12 protein-coding genes and 1 tRNA gene are annotated in these 17,905 nt (G+C 36.8%); all 13 read left to right on the top strand.

All coding sequences use genetic code 11. The features are described 5' to 3' along the window. Nucleotides 1–79 precede the first annotated feature (79 nt). The 13 genes from QT74_RS02320 to pqqE all read left to right on the top strand — a co-directional run bounded on the left by QT74_RS02320 (nucleotide 80) and on the right by pqqE (nucleotide 17,903). The gene (locus QT74_RS02320) at nucleotides 80–1,816 is read left to right on the top strand and encodes a M3 family oligoendopeptidase (protein WP_033764353.1); all 1,737 of its coding nucleotides are present in this window, start codon (nucleotides 80–82) and stop codon (nucleotides 1,814–1,816) included. Further along, on the top strand, nucleotides 1,801–2,289 hold the full coding sequence (locus QT74_RS02325) for a hypothetical protein (RefSeq protein ID WP_033764355.1): 489 nt from the start codon (nucleotides 1,801–1,803) through the stop codon (nucleotides 2,287–2,289). The genes QT74_RS02320 and QT74_RS02325 overlap by 16 nt, the downstream gene beginning before the upstream one ends. A gap of 11 nt (nucleotides 2,290–2,300) precedes the next feature. Continuing rightward, complete coding sequence (locus QT74_RS02330; protein ID WP_033764357.1) at nucleotides 2,301–3,788, top strand: DUF5644 domain-containing protein; 1,488 nt, start codon at nucleotides 2,301–2,303, stop codon at nucleotides 3,786–3,788. A 1-nt stretch (nucleotide 3,789) separates the two neighbouring features. Next, entirely contained in the window at nucleotides 3,790–4,104 is a 315-nt protein-coding gene (locus tag QT74_RS02335; protein ID WP_033764462.1) for a hypothetical protein, read from the top strand. Nucleotides 4,105–4,113: 9 nt separating this feature from the next. Then, nucleotides 4,114–4,881: a TerB family tellurite resistance protein gene (locus QT74_RS02340; RefSeq protein WP_033764359.1), complete on the top strand. Its 768-nt coding sequence runs from the start codon at nucleotides 4,114–4,116 to the stop codon at nucleotides 4,879–4,881. A gap of 25 nt (nucleotides 4,882–4,906) precedes the next feature. Next, nucleotides 4,907–6,802, top strand: coding sequence for a motility associated factor glycosyltransferase family protein (locus QT74_RS02345; protein ID WP_033764361.1), 1,896 nt, complete (start codon nucleotides 4,907–4,909; stop codon nucleotides 6,800–6,802). Nucleotides 6,803–6,849: 47 nt separating this feature from the next. Then, the gene (locus tag QT74_RS02350) at nucleotides 6,850–9,978 is read left to right on the top strand and encodes a type I restriction endonuclease (RefSeq protein WP_033764364.1); all 3,129 of its coding nucleotides are present in this window, start codon (nucleotides 6,850–6,852) and stop codon (nucleotides 9,976–9,978) included. Beyond that, nucleotides 9,968–11,599, top strand: a complete 1,632-nt coding sequence (locus tag QT74_RS02355) for an N-6 DNA methylase (protein WP_033764366.1) — start codon at nucleotides 9,968–9,970, stop codon at nucleotides 11,597–11,599. The genes QT74_RS02350 and QT74_RS02355 overlap by 11 nt, the downstream gene beginning before the upstream one ends. Beyond that, entirely contained in the window at nucleotides 11,592–12,785 is a 1,194-nt protein-coding gene (locus tag QT74_RS02360) for a restriction endonuclease subunit S (protein ID WP_033764368.1), read from the top strand. Before QT74_RS02355 ends, QT74_RS02360 begins: the two co-directional genes overlap by 8 nt. 497 nt (nucleotides 12,786–13,282) lie before the next feature. Continuing rightward, a tRNA-Pro gene (locus QT74_RS02365) sits at nucleotides 13,283–13,360 on the top strand. Nucleotides 13,361–13,452: 92 nt separating this feature from the next. Then, nucleotides 13,453–15,480 (top strand): RNA degradosome polyphosphate kinase, encoded by a 2,028-nt coding sequence (locus QT74_RS02370; RefSeq protein WP_033764370.1) that lies wholly within the window; start codon nucleotides 13,453–13,455, stop codon nucleotides 15,478–15,480. A gap of 36 nt (nucleotides 15,481–15,516) precedes the next feature. Continuing rightward, the gene (locus QT74_RS02375) at nucleotides 15,517–16,572 is read left to right on the top strand and encodes a quinone-dependent dihydroorotate dehydrogenase (protein ID WP_033764372.1); all 1,056 of its coding nucleotides are present in this window, start codon (nucleotides 15,517–15,519) and stop codon (nucleotides 16,570–16,572) included. Then, nucleotides 16,569–17,903 (top strand): zinc protease PqqE, encoded by a 1,335-nt coding sequence (pqqE, locus tag QT74_RS02380; protein WP_033764374.1) that lies wholly within the window; start codon nucleotides 16,569–16,571, stop codon nucleotides 17,901–17,903. The genes QT74_RS02375 and pqqE overlap by 4 nt, the downstream gene beginning before the upstream one ends. Nucleotides 17,904–17,905: the final 2 nt, after the last annotated feature.

Genomic DNA, 17,905 nt, shown 5'->3' on the forward strand with positions numbered 1-17,905 from the left:
ATAAGTTTGCTTGTGTTGTCAGTGTTATGTTAAAATACAAGCGTATTTTAACTCCAAATTAATATAAAAAGGGGATTTCATGAAAGAGCAAGAATGGGATTTAAGTGCTTTATTTGAAAATAAAGAAAGCGCAGAAGAATTTTTAAAAACCTTACAAACAGAAGTGCAAGAATTTGAGAACGCTTATCAAAATAACCTTAAGAATTTAGACGCTACAGGATTTGCCAACGCTCTTAAACATTACGAAAATTTGTTAGAAAAAATCTCTAGGGTAATGACTTACGCTCAATTACTTTTTGCTAAGAACACCAAAGAAGCGAAGTTTTATTCGCAATGCGAAATGGCTTGTGCGAATATCCAACAACACCTTTTATTCTTTGAAATTGAATTTAAGAATTTGGACGCCAAAAAACAACTCGCTTTCATTAAAAAATGCAAAGACCATGCTTTTTATCTAAACAATCTCATAGAAAAGAAAAAGTACACCTTAAATTTAGATGAAGAAAAGATCGCCCTAGCCCTTTCGCCTGTGGGAGTGGGCGCGTTTAGCCGTCTTTTTGATGAGCATTTTTCTTCTTTGAAAATCCCTTTTGAAGAGCAAAATTTAAGCGAGGAAGAAATTTTAGCCCTCTTGCACAACCCCAAACGCAAGATCCGTAAAAAATCTCAAAAAGCTTTCAGCAAAGCGTTAGAAAAATCCCGCCCTTTGCTCACTTACATTTTAAACATGGTGCGTAAGGATTTGCTCATTGAAACTAGGCTGAGAAAATACGATAAAAAAGAGAGTTTCCGCCACATTGACAACCAGATCTCCCAAGAGAGCGTGGATAGCATGATAGAGATTGTGAACGCTAATTTTTCTTTAGTGCATCGTTACTACCATCAAAAAGCGCAAATTTTAGGGCATAAACTCAAAGATTACGATCGCTACGCCCCTTTAAGCGATGAAAACACCACCATGACTTACTCTCAAGCTCTAGAAGAAGTGCTTAAAACCCTTAAAGCCTTTAGCCCAGAATTTCACAAAATCGCTTCTAAAGCGATCAAAGAGGGTTGGGTGGATTCACACCCTAAAGACTTTAAGCAAGGTGGGGCTTTTAGCCATGGCGGGGTGCCTAGCGCTCACCCTTATGTGTTGTTAAACTACACAGGAAACCGCCGAGACGCTTTCACTATCGCTCATGAATTTGGGCATATGATCCACCAAGAATTGTCCAAAAAACAAGGCGTATTGAACATGGATACGCCCTTAACCACCGCAGAAACCGCTTCTGTCTTTTCTGAAATGCTGTTTTTTGAGCATTTGAAAAAGGGTTTGAAATCTGACGAACTCCTTTTCATGCTAGCAGGCAAGCTAGAAGATATTTTTTCTACCCTTTTTAGGCAAGTGGTGATGACTAATTTTGAAAGAAGAATCCATGAAATAGATGAAGAATTAGACACCAAAGATTTTGATCGAATCTGGTTTGAAGAAAATCAAAGAATGTTTGAAAAGAGCGTGAAACTCACTAAAAACTACCATTTGTGGTGGAGCTATATCCCCCATTTTATCCATTCGCCCTTTTATTGCTACGCTTATAGTTACGGGCAGCTTTTGACTTTAGCGCTTTATGGGCTTTATAAAAAAAGCGACGCTAAAGAATTTGTTAAAACTTACACGGAATTTTTGAGCTTAGGAGGGTCAAAAAGCCCTAGGGAATTGGTGCTGATGTTTGGTTTTGACATTGATAGCAAAGAATTTTGGGAAATTGGCATGCAAGAGGTGCGCCATTTGTTAGAAGAATTTGAAAGGCTGCTCGCATGCAAAGAGAATTAAGGCTTTTAAACAACAAACATTGCATGGAATACTTGCAATTTTTGTCTAAACACCATTTGAGTTTTAACCTTTTGTGTGAAAGAGATGCGATTGATTTTTCCCCCAAGCTCCCTGAAGAAATCCAAGAAAAATTTGGTCCATTGGTGCTGTTTGTTTTAGCCGGATACACTTTAGAAAGCTTGATGATTGACACACAAAGCGTGCAATTTGAAGCCGGGTTTGGCCCTAATAATATCGGTAGCGTGGTTCAAGTCAAGCTTCCTGGCGTCATTCAAATCCTCATCAAAGAAAAAAATGAAAACATCGTTTTATTCAATCGTTGCGATTCATGTGAAGTGTTTCAAAAAGAAGAGCCACCCTTTCAAGAGCCAAAGAAAGACGAACTAGAGTCTAAAGAATGGTTAGATTCTAAAGAGGCTCTGTTTTCTAACTCCAAAAATCGCGCGATTTTAGAAAATTTACACAAAAGCTAAAGGAAAAATTGATGAGCGTTTTGAAATTGCATTTAAAAGTCTTTCGTTTTGAAGCCAAAAAAGATTACAACCCTGCTTATGAGTCTTATTTTTTAGAATACCAAGAAGATCAATACCTTTTAGATATTTTAAAACAACTCAAAGGCGTGAGCTATAATGAAAACATCGCGCTTAAGATCAACCAAATTGCAGTGTTTGAAGACGCTAAAGTGAGCGATTTGGTGGCGTTTTTTTCTAAAGAGTGGGTGTTAGAGCCTTTGTCTAAACGATACGCTTTAAAAGATTTGACGATTGATGAAAAGGAAGTTTTAAAAAACTATGAAGATTTTTTCAAACAAGTCCCCTATATCACTAAAGGCGAAAAAGAAGAGTTAGAAAAATTCATTCAAATCAATTTCATCAACCCCCAAACCAACCCCAAGTATTTAGGCGATGGCTTTTTCTTGTATGTTAAATGGCTGATGAAACGCTACCCCACAGAGCGGAACCGATTGTTAGAAATGATTTCTAAGCCTGAAAGCGGTGTGATGAATTTTTTAAGCGTGGCGCATTACCTCTATAAAAACGATGATAATATTGACCATGAAATCTATGAATTGCAAGAAATACTCACCAATTCCAAAATCAAGCCATGGAAAGATTTTGCTAAAAACCTTTTAAGCCTTTTTCAATACAACCCTAACCCCCCTAAAACGCCCAACCCCCCCAAAACTTACGTGCTCTTTAACGCTTATGCAAAACATTTAAATACGCAACCTCTTTTAAAAAGCGCTAAGCTCTATTTAGAAAAAATGGGACAAAAAACCATTGATCTGCCTTTTTGTTATGATGGGGGCTATTATGGGAAGATTATCAGCACGCATGATTTTCTCACGGCCTCTGCGTATAATCTGGCTCTAGCTAAAGCCAATGGCGTTTCACTCATTTTTTGCGAAGAAGATGCGTATTTAAATATCTTGCATGCTAAAGAAATTTTAGACAACAACCCTGAAATCATCAACTCTGTTAATGAAAAATTGAAAAAATACCAGCTCGTTTATGAAAAAGGCGTTGAGGTAGTCTATCTTAATGAGTGGGTTAATGCGTTTTTGGCATGGGAATTGAAAAGCCCTTTTGATGCGTTTTTAGGGGCTGAATTTTCTCGTATTAAAAAAAGCGATCATTTTTTCAATAAAATCCATTTAAAAAGCCCTAATTTTTTAGAGTCCTTTCAAAATTACGCCCCCCTTTTAGAAACCAATGAAACAAGCGGCTTATCCCAATGTGCGCATTTACGCTATTTGGGGATTGATTTAGGGGCGGATTTTTTAATTACGCATTCTTTAGGGCTTTTTCACGCTTTTGAAAATTTGAGCCTTAAAGCTTCAAAAATTTATAAAAGAGATAATGACAACACCCCTACCTTATTTTTACCCCAAATCGCGCTAATGGCTATGGGGGAAAAAAACAAGCAAGCCCTAGGGCTTGAAGAGCATTATCATCAAGTTACTTTCATTTAAAATGAACGCTTTTTTAAAACTCGCGCTCGCTTCTTTGATGGGCGGACTTTGGTATGCTTTCAATAGCGAAGGCTCTGAAATGATCGCTTTAGGGATCTTTATCTTAATCTTATTTGTCTTTTTTATCCGCCCTGTGAGTTTCCAAGACCCAGAAAAACGAGAAGAATACATAGAACGGCTTAAAAAAAACCATGAGAGGAAAATGATCTTACAAGACAAACAAAAAGAAGAGCAGATGCGTCTTTATCAAGCCAAAAAAGAGCGAGAGAGCAAGCAAAAACAAGACCTTAAAGAACAAATGAAAAAATACTCATAAAGGAAAAAAATGGAAATCATTTTATTAATTGTTGCGGCGGTTGTGTTGTTTTATTTTTACAACACCCTCAAAGAATATTTGAAAAACCCCCTAAACCCTAAAACCAAAACCGAAGAATACGACTTGAAAAATGACCCCTATTTGTTAGCGCAATCTAGCCCCCTAGACAAATTCAAGCAAACCCAAATAGGCGCGTATATGCGTCTTTTAAAATTTTTAGACATTCAAAAAAACGCTTTGGATAACGCTTTAAGAACGCTTTTTATCCATGAATTAGAGCAGTCCTTAAACAACGAACAGCAAAATTTAGCCAAAGAGCTTCTCAATGAGCCTGTGGATCAAAAAGAAAATTTTGAATCCTTATGCCAAGAAATCGCCGATCACACGCATGGGGAATACGCCAAACGCCTGAAATTAGTGGAATTTCTTATGTTATTGGCCTATGCTGATGGGATACTAGATGGCAAAGAAAAAGAATTGTTTTTAGATGTGGGGGCGTTTTTGCAGATAGACAATCAGGATTTTAACGAGCTTTATGATAATTTTGAACGCTTCAATGCAATAGAAATCCCTATGTCTTTAGAAGAAGCAAAAAACCTTTTTGAAATCCAAACTCACACCACCAAGCAAGATTTAGAGGAAAAAGCCTTAGATTTAAGCACCCCCTACTACCACAAAATGAATGACAACAAACGCTACAGCGAACAAGATTTTATCTCTTTGAAAAAAATCGCCCTCGCTTCCCAACTTTTAGAAAATGATTTAAAAGACTCATAAGGGGTGTGATGAAAAAGGCCATTACATGCCCTTTTTAAAAGCCCTAGAATCTTTTAACGCGCCCTATTTAGAAAAAGAAATTTCAAAGCGTTTTAGGGATAATTTAGTTTTTTTCAAATCCTATCACCCCAATCTGTTTAACGCCCTCAATACGCCTTTTAAAAATTACCAATTGCTTTTTGAAAAAAATCATCTTAATCTCTTACACACGCCCACAAACGCCTTAAGCTACCCTAAAAATCAAATGATAGAAACCGCTTTCAACATGGCTTCTAACCCATTGAATAATCCCAGATACTCATTAGACAATAACCACCTCTCTTTACATTATTTAAAATCTCAAAACAACCCCAAACTCCCCCTAACCCTTAAAGCCACGCATGCGATCTCAAACTTTTTAGATAATCATCAAACGCCTTGCTCTTTAAAGAAATTCTTACCCCCTACCATGATTTATGGCGTTTTAGACGGCTTGTTTTTGGCTATTTTACAGGCTCAAAATTACCGCTTCCATTCGCTTTATTTGTTTGAAGAAAATTTAGATTTGTTTAAAATCAGCTGTTATTTTGCGCGTTATGAAGATTTGATCATAAAAGGGGCTAAACTCTTTATTCAAGGGTTTTTTAACCCCAATGAATTAAAAATGGATTTTTTGAAACGCCCTGTCACGCATTCTTTTTTAAAGCTAGAAATCATGCCCTATAAAAGCGCTTTCAATATGCGCATGCGAGAAAACATTCAAAGCTATTACAAACAAGCCTTAAGGGGTTGGGGGAGTTTTGAAGATGAATTACTGGGATTAAAGAACACGCTCAAAAACTTACCCCTATACCAAACCCTAAAAACCAAACCCAAAAAGATTAACGCCCCCATTTGCGTGGTGGGTAATGGGCCAAGCTTGGATTTATTGTTGGATTTTTTAAAAGAAAATGAAGACCATTTTATTATTTTTTCATGCGGAACCGCTTTAAAGCCTTTAAAAGCGCACGGCGTTAAAGTGGATTTTCAAATAGAAGTGGAGCGCATAGACTATCTTAAGGAAGTTTTAGAAAACGCCCCCCTAGAAGACACCCCCTTAATGGGGGCTAACATGCTCAATCCTAACGCTTTTAATTTAGCTAAAGAAGCGTTAATGTTTATGCGTGGGGGGAGTGCTTGCGCGTATATAAGCCCTTTAAGCATAGAATACGCAGCGCCTTTTGTGGGCAATGCCGGGGTGGCTTTAGCGGGTTTGATGAGCGATGAAATCTATTTGTGCGCTTTAGATTGCGCTTATATCAAAGGGTTTAAAAAGCACGCTCAAAATTCCTATTATGGGGACGAAAAAGAAATTGACACTTCGTCTTTAATCAGCGTAGAGGGTAATGTTGAAGGTTATGAAACTTTTAGCGACTCGCTTTTTTTGCTCTCTAAAGAAAGGATTGAAGAAGCCCTTCATCATTACCAGCCTAAAAAAGTCTATAATTTAAGTTATGGGGCGAAAATCAAGCATGCTGTTAGCCTCAATCACTCTCAAGTGAAATTGAAACAAATCAACAAACAAGACGCTATCGCTCGCATTAAAAGCATGTTTAGCCCTAGAAGTAACCATGCTAAGGATTTAAACAATTTACAAAAAAATCTGATGAGTTTTAAAGAGGATTTTTTCACGCGTTTAAACACGCCCCATAAAACCAAGCAAGAAATATTTGAATGGGTGGATAGCTTGAGTGGGTTTTGCCAAACAGCCAGCGCTAAAACCCCCACTATCGGCATTTTATTTGAAGGGAGTGTCGCTCATATTTTACAAAGCGTCTTAATCGTTTCATTGCATCTTAACGAAAATGAGCTGACGCATTTTATCAAATTCTCTCAAAACACCTTAAAACAATTCCTTAAAGAAGCTTGTTTGTTATTGCAAATGCAACTCAAACAACCATGATTTTCACTTTTACACTATAATAACAACCTTAAATCAAAGGGGTGTGCATGCCATACAATGAAATCACAAGGGTTCAAATCCCTGCCTTAATGCATTTAGCCAAGTTGGGCTATAACTTTATTTCTCAAAAAGATAAGCCTAACCTAGACACCGCCACCAATATTCTAACCGATAGCTTCACTCAAGCGTTTGAGTGCTTAAACCCCACTAAAAACGCACAAGATTCACTGACTGAAATCAAAAAACGCTTGAATTACGATGATTTAGGCAAAAGATTTTATGAATACTTGCTCAAAAGCGAGCATCAAATCATAGACTTTGATAACCCTAACAACAACCTTTATGAAATGATGACTGAATTACCCTACAAATCCTTTAGGCCTGACATCACCCTTTTTATCAATGGCTTGCCTTTGGTGAATATAGAAGTTAAACAGCCTTTCGCCGAAAAAGGCATTAAAGAAGAAAGAGATCGCCATATCAAACGCTATGAAAACCCTGAAAACAAAGTTTTTTATAACCTTGCGCAAATCTGGCTCTTTAGCGATGACTTACCCTATGATGAAAACAACCCCAATCAAGGCGTGTTTTATAGCGCTTCTTATTCGCCCATTTTCCAACGCTTTGTTGAAGCTCATAAGCTAGATATTACCCCCCCCCCCCCGAAAACCCATCAAAACCATCAAAACCATCGATCGCTTGAAGAAATTCAAAAAAAGATCTTAAACGAATTCAATCTCAAAGACACCGACACCCCAAAAAGCCCTGAAGACACCCCCACAAACTCCCTTTTAACTTCGTTTTGCTCTCCAAAAAGGCTTTGCTTTATCCTAAAATACGGCATCAGTTTCTTAAAAGAAAAATCAGAGTTTAAAAAACACGTTTGGCGTTACGCACAGATGTTTGCGAGCTTGAATGTTTTAAAAGAATTGCAAAAGCATTATGAAAATAACCCCAAAGACCCTCTAAAAGGCATCATCTGGCACACGCAAGGCAGCGGTAAAACCGCCTTAACCTATCATTTAACCAAACTCATCAGAGACTTTTTTAGCCCGCTAAACAAAAAGACTAAATTTTATTTTATTGTGGACAGACTGGATTTATTAGAACAAGCCAAAAGCGAGTTTTTAAAAAGAGGCCTTTGTGTGCATGAGGCAGAAAATAAAGAGGATTTAAGCCAAAAATTAAAAAACTCTAGCGTTTTTGAAGGCCCTCAAGGGAATGATGAAATCATCGTTGTGAATATCCAAAAATTCAAAGCCCCCAATGAAGAAAAAGCCCCCAATGAAGACCCTTCTAGCACTCCTAAAGAAATTATTTCTAAAACAGAATTACAAGAAGCGACAAAAAATAACCACGATTTACAAAGGGTGTTTATCATAGATGAAGCCCACAGGAGCTATGATCCTAAAGGTTGCTTTTACGCTAATTTGATAGAATGCGACAAAACAGCGGTTAAAATCGCTCTCACAGGCACGCCCCTATTAGAAGACAACGCGCAAGATAAAGCCACTAGAAACACTTTTGGCAACTACTTGCACACCTATTCTTATACAGAATCCATTAAAGACAGACACACCCTAAAACTCCAGTTAGAAATCATTGAAAAGAGTTACAAAGAAAAATTACAAAAAATCTATCGCCTTTTACAAGAAAGCATCACTATTGAAGACATAGAGGTTAAAAAAGAATTTATTTTTAATCATGAAAGATACATTAAAGAAATGCTCTTTTATATCATCAGAGATTTATTGAATTTCAGGCGTGTAAATAATGATGAAAATTTAAAGGCTATGGTAATTTGTTTTTCAAACGCCCAAGCCAGATTAGCTAATTTATTTTTTAATGAAGTCCAAGAAAAAGTCTTACAAGAAAACCCCAACCTAAGGATTTTAAGAAAACTCCAATCCAGCCTGATTTTGCATGACGAACAAGAAGTCAAAGAAAAGATTTATTCTTTCAAACATAAAGATACGGATATAGTCTTTGTGTTTAACATGCTTTTGACCGGCTTTGATTTACCCAGTCTCAAACGCCTTTATATCCACAGAGAATTAAAAGATCACAATTTGCTCCAAGCCCTAGCCAGAGTGAATCGCTCCTATAACAACATGTCTTTTGGCTACCTTATAGATTTTGTAGGGATTAAAGAAAATTATGACAAAACGACTGATGATTATTTGAAAGAATTAAACCAATTCAATCAAAGCGATTCTAATATCAAAGACAATCTCAAAGACATGTTTGCGGATCGTAAGACTTTAGAAAAAGACATTAAAAACGCCTATAACGATCTTTTTAATTACCCCATTGACGATATAGAGGCCATGACTAGCACCATTGTCAATATCAGCAAAATGAGTGAGCTTTTAAAAGTTTCACAAGCCATTAACACGCTCAAAGAGCGCTACAATTTAATCCGCACTTCTAGTGATGAAAAAATCCTTTCACTAAAAGAAAAAATTGATATTGAAAAGATCAGCAAAATCTCTTCAATGCTTCATAAAAAAGCCAAACAACTCCATGCGTTAAAAAATATCAATGAGCCTAAAAACCCAAACGATTTAATGATTTTAGAAGACCTCATCGCTCTTTTAGACTTTAAAATAGAGTTTAAAGAACGCGAAGAATTGCACTTCAAAGAAAAAGAAGAAATTACCACCAAACAAAAGCAAGCTAAAGAGATTTTAGAAAAAATCCCAGATCAACAAGATAAAGAAATCCAAAAGTTTTACAAAGACTTTTCAAAACTACTCCAAACGCCCGCAACAAGCCAGAATTTTGAGGAAATTTCTCATTCCTATGATGCGATCATTTCACAACTAAAACAACATAAGGAGCAAACCACCAACCTATTAAATAAATACAATAATGATCGAGCTTATGTGATCACGCATAAACGCCTTCATGATCGCCTTATGGAAGAAAACATTTCTAAGGGGATTTTCACGCTTTTAAGTGTGCTCAAAAAAGCTCTTGATGCGCGCATTTCTAAGCGTCAAGAAATCTTAAACGAAGAATATACCCTAAAAAATGCCATAAAAGTAGAATTAAGGGACGCTTTCAACAAAAACCCCTCCTTAAAAGATTTACAAAAAGAAAAAGAGTTTATTACTCAAACCCTTTTTAACGAACTCATGCAAAACCACCATCAAGGAAATTTGAATGCCCAATAACGCTTTATTACAAATCAAACAAGACACTCTCAAACTCATTGACGATTTAAAAGTCATTTGCAATGATGCTGGTTTAGCGGGCGACGGCAACGAATACAAGATCATCACGCAATGCTTTTTGTATAAATTCTTATGCGATAAATTTGAATTCCTTTTTGAACAAGAATTCCCTAACAAAACGATACAAGATTACAAAGACTTTAACGAAGAAGAAAAAGAAGATTTCTTTATTACCTTAACCGATAAAAGACTCCCCAAACTCGCTTATGATGAGCTTTTAAACCATCTTTTTGAAAAACATTTTTACGATAACGATTTACACCTAAAGCTAGATACTATTTTTAATCGCATTTCTAGCAATAATGCCGAGCTTTTCAACACCACAAGCACGGACAAAACCACTATCGCCTTATTTGAAAGCGTCTCACAATACATTAATGAAGAATCCAAAAGGGCTAATTTTACAAGATCTTTATTAGACAAACTCAAAAATTTTAATTTCAAACAAGCTTTTTTAAACCTACAAAACCAACAAGGCTATGATTTTTTCGCCCCCATTTTTGAATACTTAATCAAAGATTACAATAACAACAGCGGAGGGAAATACGCCGAATACTACACCCCTTTAAGCATCGCTAGCATCATTGCTAAGCTTTTAATTAATGAGCCAACTCAAAGCGTTAAGATCTATGACCCAAGCGCTGGCACAGGAACGCTTTTAATGGCATTAGCCCACCAAATAGGCACAGATTCTTGCACCCTTTATGCCCAAGACATTTCGCAAAAATCCTTAAGAATGCTCAAACTCAACTTGATTTTAAACGACTTGACCCACTCTTTAAGATACGCCATTGAGGGAAACACATTGATTAACCCCTACCATTCTAAAGAATTTAAGGGGAAAATGGATTTTATCGTGAGTAACCCCCCTTTCAAGCTGGATTTTTCCAACGAGCATGCCGAGATTTCGCAAAACAAAAACGATTTTTTCTTAGGCGTTCCTAATATCCCCAAAAATGATAAAAGCAAAATGCCCATTTACACGCTCTTTTTCCAGCATTGCTTGAACATGCTTAGCCATAAGGGTAAGGGGGCTATTATCGTGCCAACGGGATTCATTAGCGCTAAAAGCGGGGTAGAAAATAAGATTGTCCGGCATTTAGTGGATGAAAGGCTCGTTTATGGGGTGGTTTGCATGCCCAGTCAAGTTTTTGCCAACACCGGCACTAACGTGAGCATCATCTTTTTTCAAAAAACGCCAAGCGCAAAGGAAGTGGTTTTGATTGATGCTTCCAAACTCGGCGAAGAATACACCGAAAACAAAAACAAAAAAACGCGCTTAAGAACAAGCGATATTGGTTTGATTTTAGAAACTTTTCAAAATAAAACCCCAAAAGCGGATTTTTGCGCTCTGGTTTCTTTTGATGAAATTACAGAAAAAAATTATTCTCTAAACCCCGGGCAGTATTTCACTATAGAAGACACGAGCGAGAAAATCAGCCAAGCGGAGTTTGAAAATTTAATGCAACAATATTCAAGCGAACTCACAAGCCTTTTTGATGAAAGCCAGAGCTTGCAACAAGAAATTTTAGAAACTTTAAAAGGGGTTAGGTTTGAGTGAGCATGTCAAATTAAGTGAAGTATGCGAAATTCTAAATAGCAATGTAGATAAAAAAACAAAAGAAAACGAACAAAAAGTTAAACTCTGTAATTTTACAGATGTATATAATAATTGGGCGATAACAAAATATACAAGTAAAAAATTTATGAAAGCAACCGCCACACAAAACGAAATTAATAAATTTTCATTAAAAAAAGGTTATGTTGCTATTACAAAGGATAGCGAAACAAAAGATGATATAGGCATTTCTACCTATATTGCAGATAATTTTGATAATGTGTTACTAGGTTATCATTGCACTTTGCTTAAACCTAATCAAAAGGTTTTAAATGGAAAATTTTTAAATGCTTATTTAAATTCTTTTTATGGCAGAAAATATTTTTCTAATTGTGCAAGTGGAAGCGGTCAAAGATACACACTAACTATTGATACTATTAAGGATTTAAATATACCTTTAATTAACATAGAAACACAACAAAAAATCGCCCGCACGCTTTCTGTTTTAGATCAAAAAATAGAAAACAACCATAAAATCAATGAGCTTTTACACAAAATCCTAGAACTTCTTTATGAGCAATACTTCGTTCGTTTTGATTTTTTAGATGAAAACAACAAACCCTATCAAACTAGCGGCGGAAAAATGAAATTCTCTAAAGAATTAAACCGCCTTATCCCCAACGATTTTGAAGTTAAAACGCTAGGGGAACTAACCCAATTAAAAGTAGGAAACAAAAACGCTAATCATTCATCTAATCAAGGAAAATATTCATTTTTTACTTGCTCAAACAATCCTTTAAGATGCGAAACATATCAATTTGAAGGAAAACATATTATTATTTCTGGGAATGGAAATTTTCATGTTACACACTATGATGGGAAATTTGACGCCTATCAAAGAACATATGTTGTAAATCCAAATAATCCAAATCACTATGTTTTAATATATCTATTTGTAAAATCATATACAAATTACTTAAAATTACAATCTCGTGGCTCTATTATTAAATTTATTACAAAATCAGATATTGAAAATATTAAAATCGTATTACCAAATTTAAAAACTTATACCAAATGGAACAATGTATTAAAAATGATTGAGAATAACAACCAATCAACCCAAACCCTAACCGCGTTCAGGGACTTCCTACTCCCCCTACTCTTAAAACAACAAGTCAAACCCCAATGAAAAATTTTAGAACAAAACTTTTTTAAGGGGTAGAGATAAAAACCCTTTAGTTACAAGAAAGAGAAGTTTTGTCATCAAAAGAAATTTTTTAAAGAAAAAGAAGTTTCAAAAATTAAAAGTTTGAGTCAAATCCGCTAGTAACCATAGATTTGACCCCAGCGCTCTTGCACCAGAGCCAAAATTTTAGTATAATGGCATTGCAGACACCATTAAAACTATGATTACTAATCTCATGTTAGGTTATCTCCTTTTCTGAGGTAACCACCCACTGTTACCCCCAACCCTAACATACTCCAAATACCGCAACCAAAGAGAAAACCAAGAGATTACTACTCGCGTCCGCTTATTATAGAAACAATCAACCCAAAAAACGCTAAAAAAAATTTAAGCGATCTTTTAGGGTTAAATGAAGTTTTATTCAAAAAATGAAGTTTTACAAAAAAGAGTTTTTAAACAACAACTAAGCAAATTCGCGCTACAATCTCCCTTTTTGATTGCGGAGTATGGCGCAGCCTGATTAGCGCGCACCCTTGGGGTGGGTGAGGTCGTGGGTTTGAATCCCGCTACTCCGACCATGACTTTTAAAAAAGCTTCAATGATTATCATTTCATTATATAATCACACCAAACAAACTGATTTTTAAACATGATGATTTAAAGGATTTCTATTGAATCGTTTCTTTAACCGCGAGCTTTCATGGTTAGCTTTTAACACAAGGGTTTTAAACGAAGCCAAAGATGAGAGCTTGCCTTTATTAGAGCGCTTGAAATTTTTAGCCATTTATGACACGAATTTAGACGAATTTTACATGATAAGAGTGGCAGGGCTTAAACAACTCTATGAGCATAAAATCGCCTCTAAAGGCATTGATGGTGCAAGCCCTGAAGAACAATTAGAAAAAATCAAGCATTATTTAGCACATGAAATTGAAGAAAGGGAGTTGGAATTCCAAAAAATCCAAGCCCTACTCTTTAAAAAAGGGCTTTGTATCACCCCCTATAATGAATTGAATTTAGAGCAAAAAGCGAAGGCTAAAACCTATTTTAAAGAGCAGCTTTACGCGTTAGTTTTGCCTTTTAAGTTGGATTCTTCGCACACTTTCCCGCCTTTAGCGAATTTGACTTTCGCGCTTTTTGCCCGCATTAAAGACAAAGAAACCCAAACCACCTCCTATGCGCTCATCAAACTCCCCTCTTTTATCTTCCGTTTTGTAGAGCTAGAAAAAGGCTTGTTTGTGTTAGCTGAAGAAATCGTAGAAGCGCATTTAGAAGAATTGTTTTTAGAGCATGAGATTTTAGACTGCATGGCGTTTAGGGTAACTTGCGATGCGGATATTGCTATCACTGAAGACGAAGCGCATGATTATGCGGATTTGATGAGTAAGAGTTTGAGGAAACGCAATCAAGGCGAAATCGTGCGCTTGCAAACCCAAAAAGGGAGTCAAGAGCTTTTAAAAACCCTTTTAGCGTCTTTAAGGAGTTTTCAAACCCACTCTTACAAAAAGCACAAACTCACTGGCATGCATATCTATAAAAGCGCGATCATGCTCAATTTAGGGGATTTGTGGGAATTGGTCAATCATAGCGATTTTAAAGCGCTTAAATCGCCCAATTTCACGCCCAAAATCCACCCTCATTTCAATGAAAACGATCTTTTCAAATCCATAGAAAAACAGGATCTGTTGCTGTTCCATCCTTATGAAAGTTTTGAGCCTGTGATTGATTTAATAGAGCAAGCCGCTAGCGATCCAAGCACCCTTTCTATCAAAATGACGCTTTATCGTGTGGGCAAGCATTCCCCCATTGTCAAAGCCTTAATTGAAGCGGCAAGCAAGATTCAAGTGAGCGTTTTAGTGGAATTAAAAGCGCGCTTTGATGAAGAAAGCAATCTGCACTGGGCAAAAGCTTTAGAAAGAGCGGGCGCGTTAGTCGTTTATGGCGTTTTCAAACTCAAAGTGCATGCCAAAATGCTATTGATCACTAAAAAAACAGACAACCAATTGCGCCATTTCACCCATTTAAGCACGGGCAATTACAACCCTTTGAGCGCTAAAGTCTATACCGATGTGAGTTTTTTTAGCGCTAAAAATGAAATCGCTAACGACATTATCAAGCTTTTCCATTCCCTGCTCACTAGCAGCGCGACTAATAGCGCATTAGAAACGCTTTTTATGGCGCCCAAACAGATCAAGCCTAAAATCATTGAACTCATTCAAAATGAAATGAATCACAAACAAGAAGGCTATATCATCTTAAAAGCCAACGCCCTAGTGGATAGCGAAATCATTGAATGGCTCTATCAAGCCTCTCAAAAAGGGGTTAAAATTGATCTCATTATTAGAGGGATTTGCTGTTTAAAGCCCCAAATCAAGGGATTGAGCGAAAATATCAGGGTGTATTCTATTGTGGGGAAATATTTAGAACATGCACGCATTTATTATTTTAAACATGAAAATATCTATTTTTCTAGCGCGGATTTAATGCCTAGGAATTTAGAAAGGCGCGTGGAATTGCTCATTCCAGCCACAAACCCAAAGATCGCTAATAAATTATTGCATATTTTAGAAATCCAATTAAAAGACACCTTAAAACGCTACGAGTTAAATTCTAAAGGCCGTTACGCTAAAGTTTCAAACCCTAACGATCCTTTAAATTCACAGGATTATTTTGAAAAACAAGCCCTTAAAACCTTTTAAAGGTTATCGTTCAAATCATAAAAGATAAGGATTTAAATGCTTTATTCGTTATTAAAAAAATATCTTTTTAGCCTGGACGCTGAAGACGTGCATGAAAAAGTTTGCAAGATTTTAAAAATGCTTTCTTCATCGCCCTTTTTGTGCAATTTGATTGATTCTCAATGGGGTTATAAAAACCCAAAGCTTGAAAATGAAATTTTAGGCTTAAACTTCCCTAACCCCTTAGGCTTAGCCGCCGGTTTTGATAAAAACGCTTCCATGCTTAGGGCGTTAATCGCTTTTGGGTTTGGCTATTTAGAAGCAGGCACTCTCACCAATGAAGCGCAAGTGGGGAATGAAAGACCAAGGCTTTTCAGGCACATTGAAGAAGAGTCCTTACAAAATGCGATGGGGTTTAATAATTACGGGGCGATTTTGGGAGCGAGATCGTTTAAGCGCTTTGCCCCTTATAAAACCCCTATTGGCATCAATTTAGGCAAAAACAAACACATAGAGCAAGCGCATGCCCTAGAAGATTACAAGGCGGTTTTAAATAAATGTTTAAACATTGGCGATTATTACACTTTCAACCTTTCTTCGCCCAACACCCCTAATTTAAGGGATTTACAAAACAAGGCGTTTGTGCATGAGCTTTTTTGCATGGCGAAAGAAATGACCCATAAGCCTTTATTTTTAAAAATCGCCCCGGATTTAGAAACAGACGGCATGCTAGAGGTTGTCAATAGCGCTATTGAAGCGGGAGCGCATGGGATTATTGCGACTAATACGACTATTGATAAAAGCCTGGTGTTCGCTCCTAAAGAAATGGGGGGCTTGAGCGGGAAATGCTTGACTAAAAAAAGCCGTGAAGTCTTTAAAGAACTGGCTAAAGCTTTTTTCAATAAAAGCGTTCTTGTTTCTGTAGGGGGGATTAGCGATGCGAAAGAAGCTTATGAAAGGATTAAAATGGGAGCGAGTCTGTTACAAATTTATAGCGCTTTTATTTACAACGGGCCAAATTTATGCCAAAATATTCTTAAAGATTTGGTAAAATTACTCCAAAAAGATGGATTTTTGAGCGTTAAAGAGGCTATAGGAGCGGATTTAAGATGAAACATTTTTCTGTTAAAAGACTTTTAGGGCTTAGTTCTGTCTTGTTAGTCACTTTAGGAGCGAGCATGCACGCACAATCTTACTTACCCAAACATGAGAGCGTTACCTTAAAAAACGGGTTGCAAGTCGTAAGCGTCCCCTTAGAAAATAAAACCGGGGTTATAGAAGTGGATGTGCTTTATAAAGTCGGCTCTAGAAACGAAGTCATGGGCAAGAGCGGGATCGCTCACATGTTAGAGCATTTGAATTTTAAAAGCACCAAAAACCTTAAAGCCGGCGAATTTGATAAAATCGTTAAGCGTTTTGGGGGCGTGAGTAACGCTTCCACGAGCTTTGATATTACGCGCTACTTCATTAAAACCAGTCAGGCTAACTTGGATAAGTCTTTAGAATTGTTCGCTGAAACCATGGGTTCTTTGAATTTAAAAGAAGATGAGTTTTTGCCTGAGCGTCAAGTGGTCGCTGAAGAAAGGCGATGGCGCACCGATAATTCCCCTATCGGCATGCTTTATTTCCGCTTTTTTAACACCGCCTATGTCTATCACCCCTACCATTGGACGCCCATTGGTTTTATGGACGATATTCAAAACTGGACTTTAAAAGACATTAAAAAATTCCATTCGCTCTATTATCAGCCTAAAAACGCTATCGTTTTGGTGGTAGGCGATGTCAATTCCCAAAAGGTTTTTGAATTGAGTAAAAAGCATTTTGAATCCTTAAAAAACCTTGATGAAAAAGCTATCCCCACCCCTTACATGAAAGAGCCTAAACAAGATGGAGCAAGAACAGCAGTCGTGCATAAAGATGGGGTCCATTTAGAATGGGTAGCGTTAGGGTATAAAGTGCCTGCTTTCAAGCATAAAGATCAAGTCGCCTTAGATGCGTTAAGCAGGCTTTTAGGCGAAGGTAAAAGCTCGTGGTTGCAAAGCGAATTAGTGGATAAAAAACGCCTGGCTTCTCAAGCTTTCTCACACAACATGCAATTACAAGATGAAAGCGTGTTTTTATTCATTGCGGGGGGTAATCCTAATGTCAAAGCCGAAGCCTTACAAAAAGAAATCGTAGCACTTTTAGAAAAGCTTAAAAAAGGCGAAATCACTCAAGCTGAGTTAGACAAGCTCAAAATCAATCAAAAAGCTGACTTTATTTCTAACTTAGAAAGTTCTAGCGATGTTGCGGGGCTTTTTGCGGACTATTTAGTGCAAAACGATATTCAAGGCTTGACGGATTATCAGCGACAATTTTTGGATTTAAAGGTGAGCGATTTGGTGCGTGTGGCCAATGAATATTTTAAAGACACCCAATCAACCACCGTGTTTTTGAAACCTTAAAA

The sequence above is a fragment of the Helicobacter pylori SA213A genome (genome assembly GCF_000476275.1).
In the GTDB taxonomy this organism is placed as follows: domain Bacteria; phylum Campylobacterota; class Campylobacteria; order Campylobacterales; family Helicobacteraceae; genus Helicobacter; species Helicobacter pylori_CL.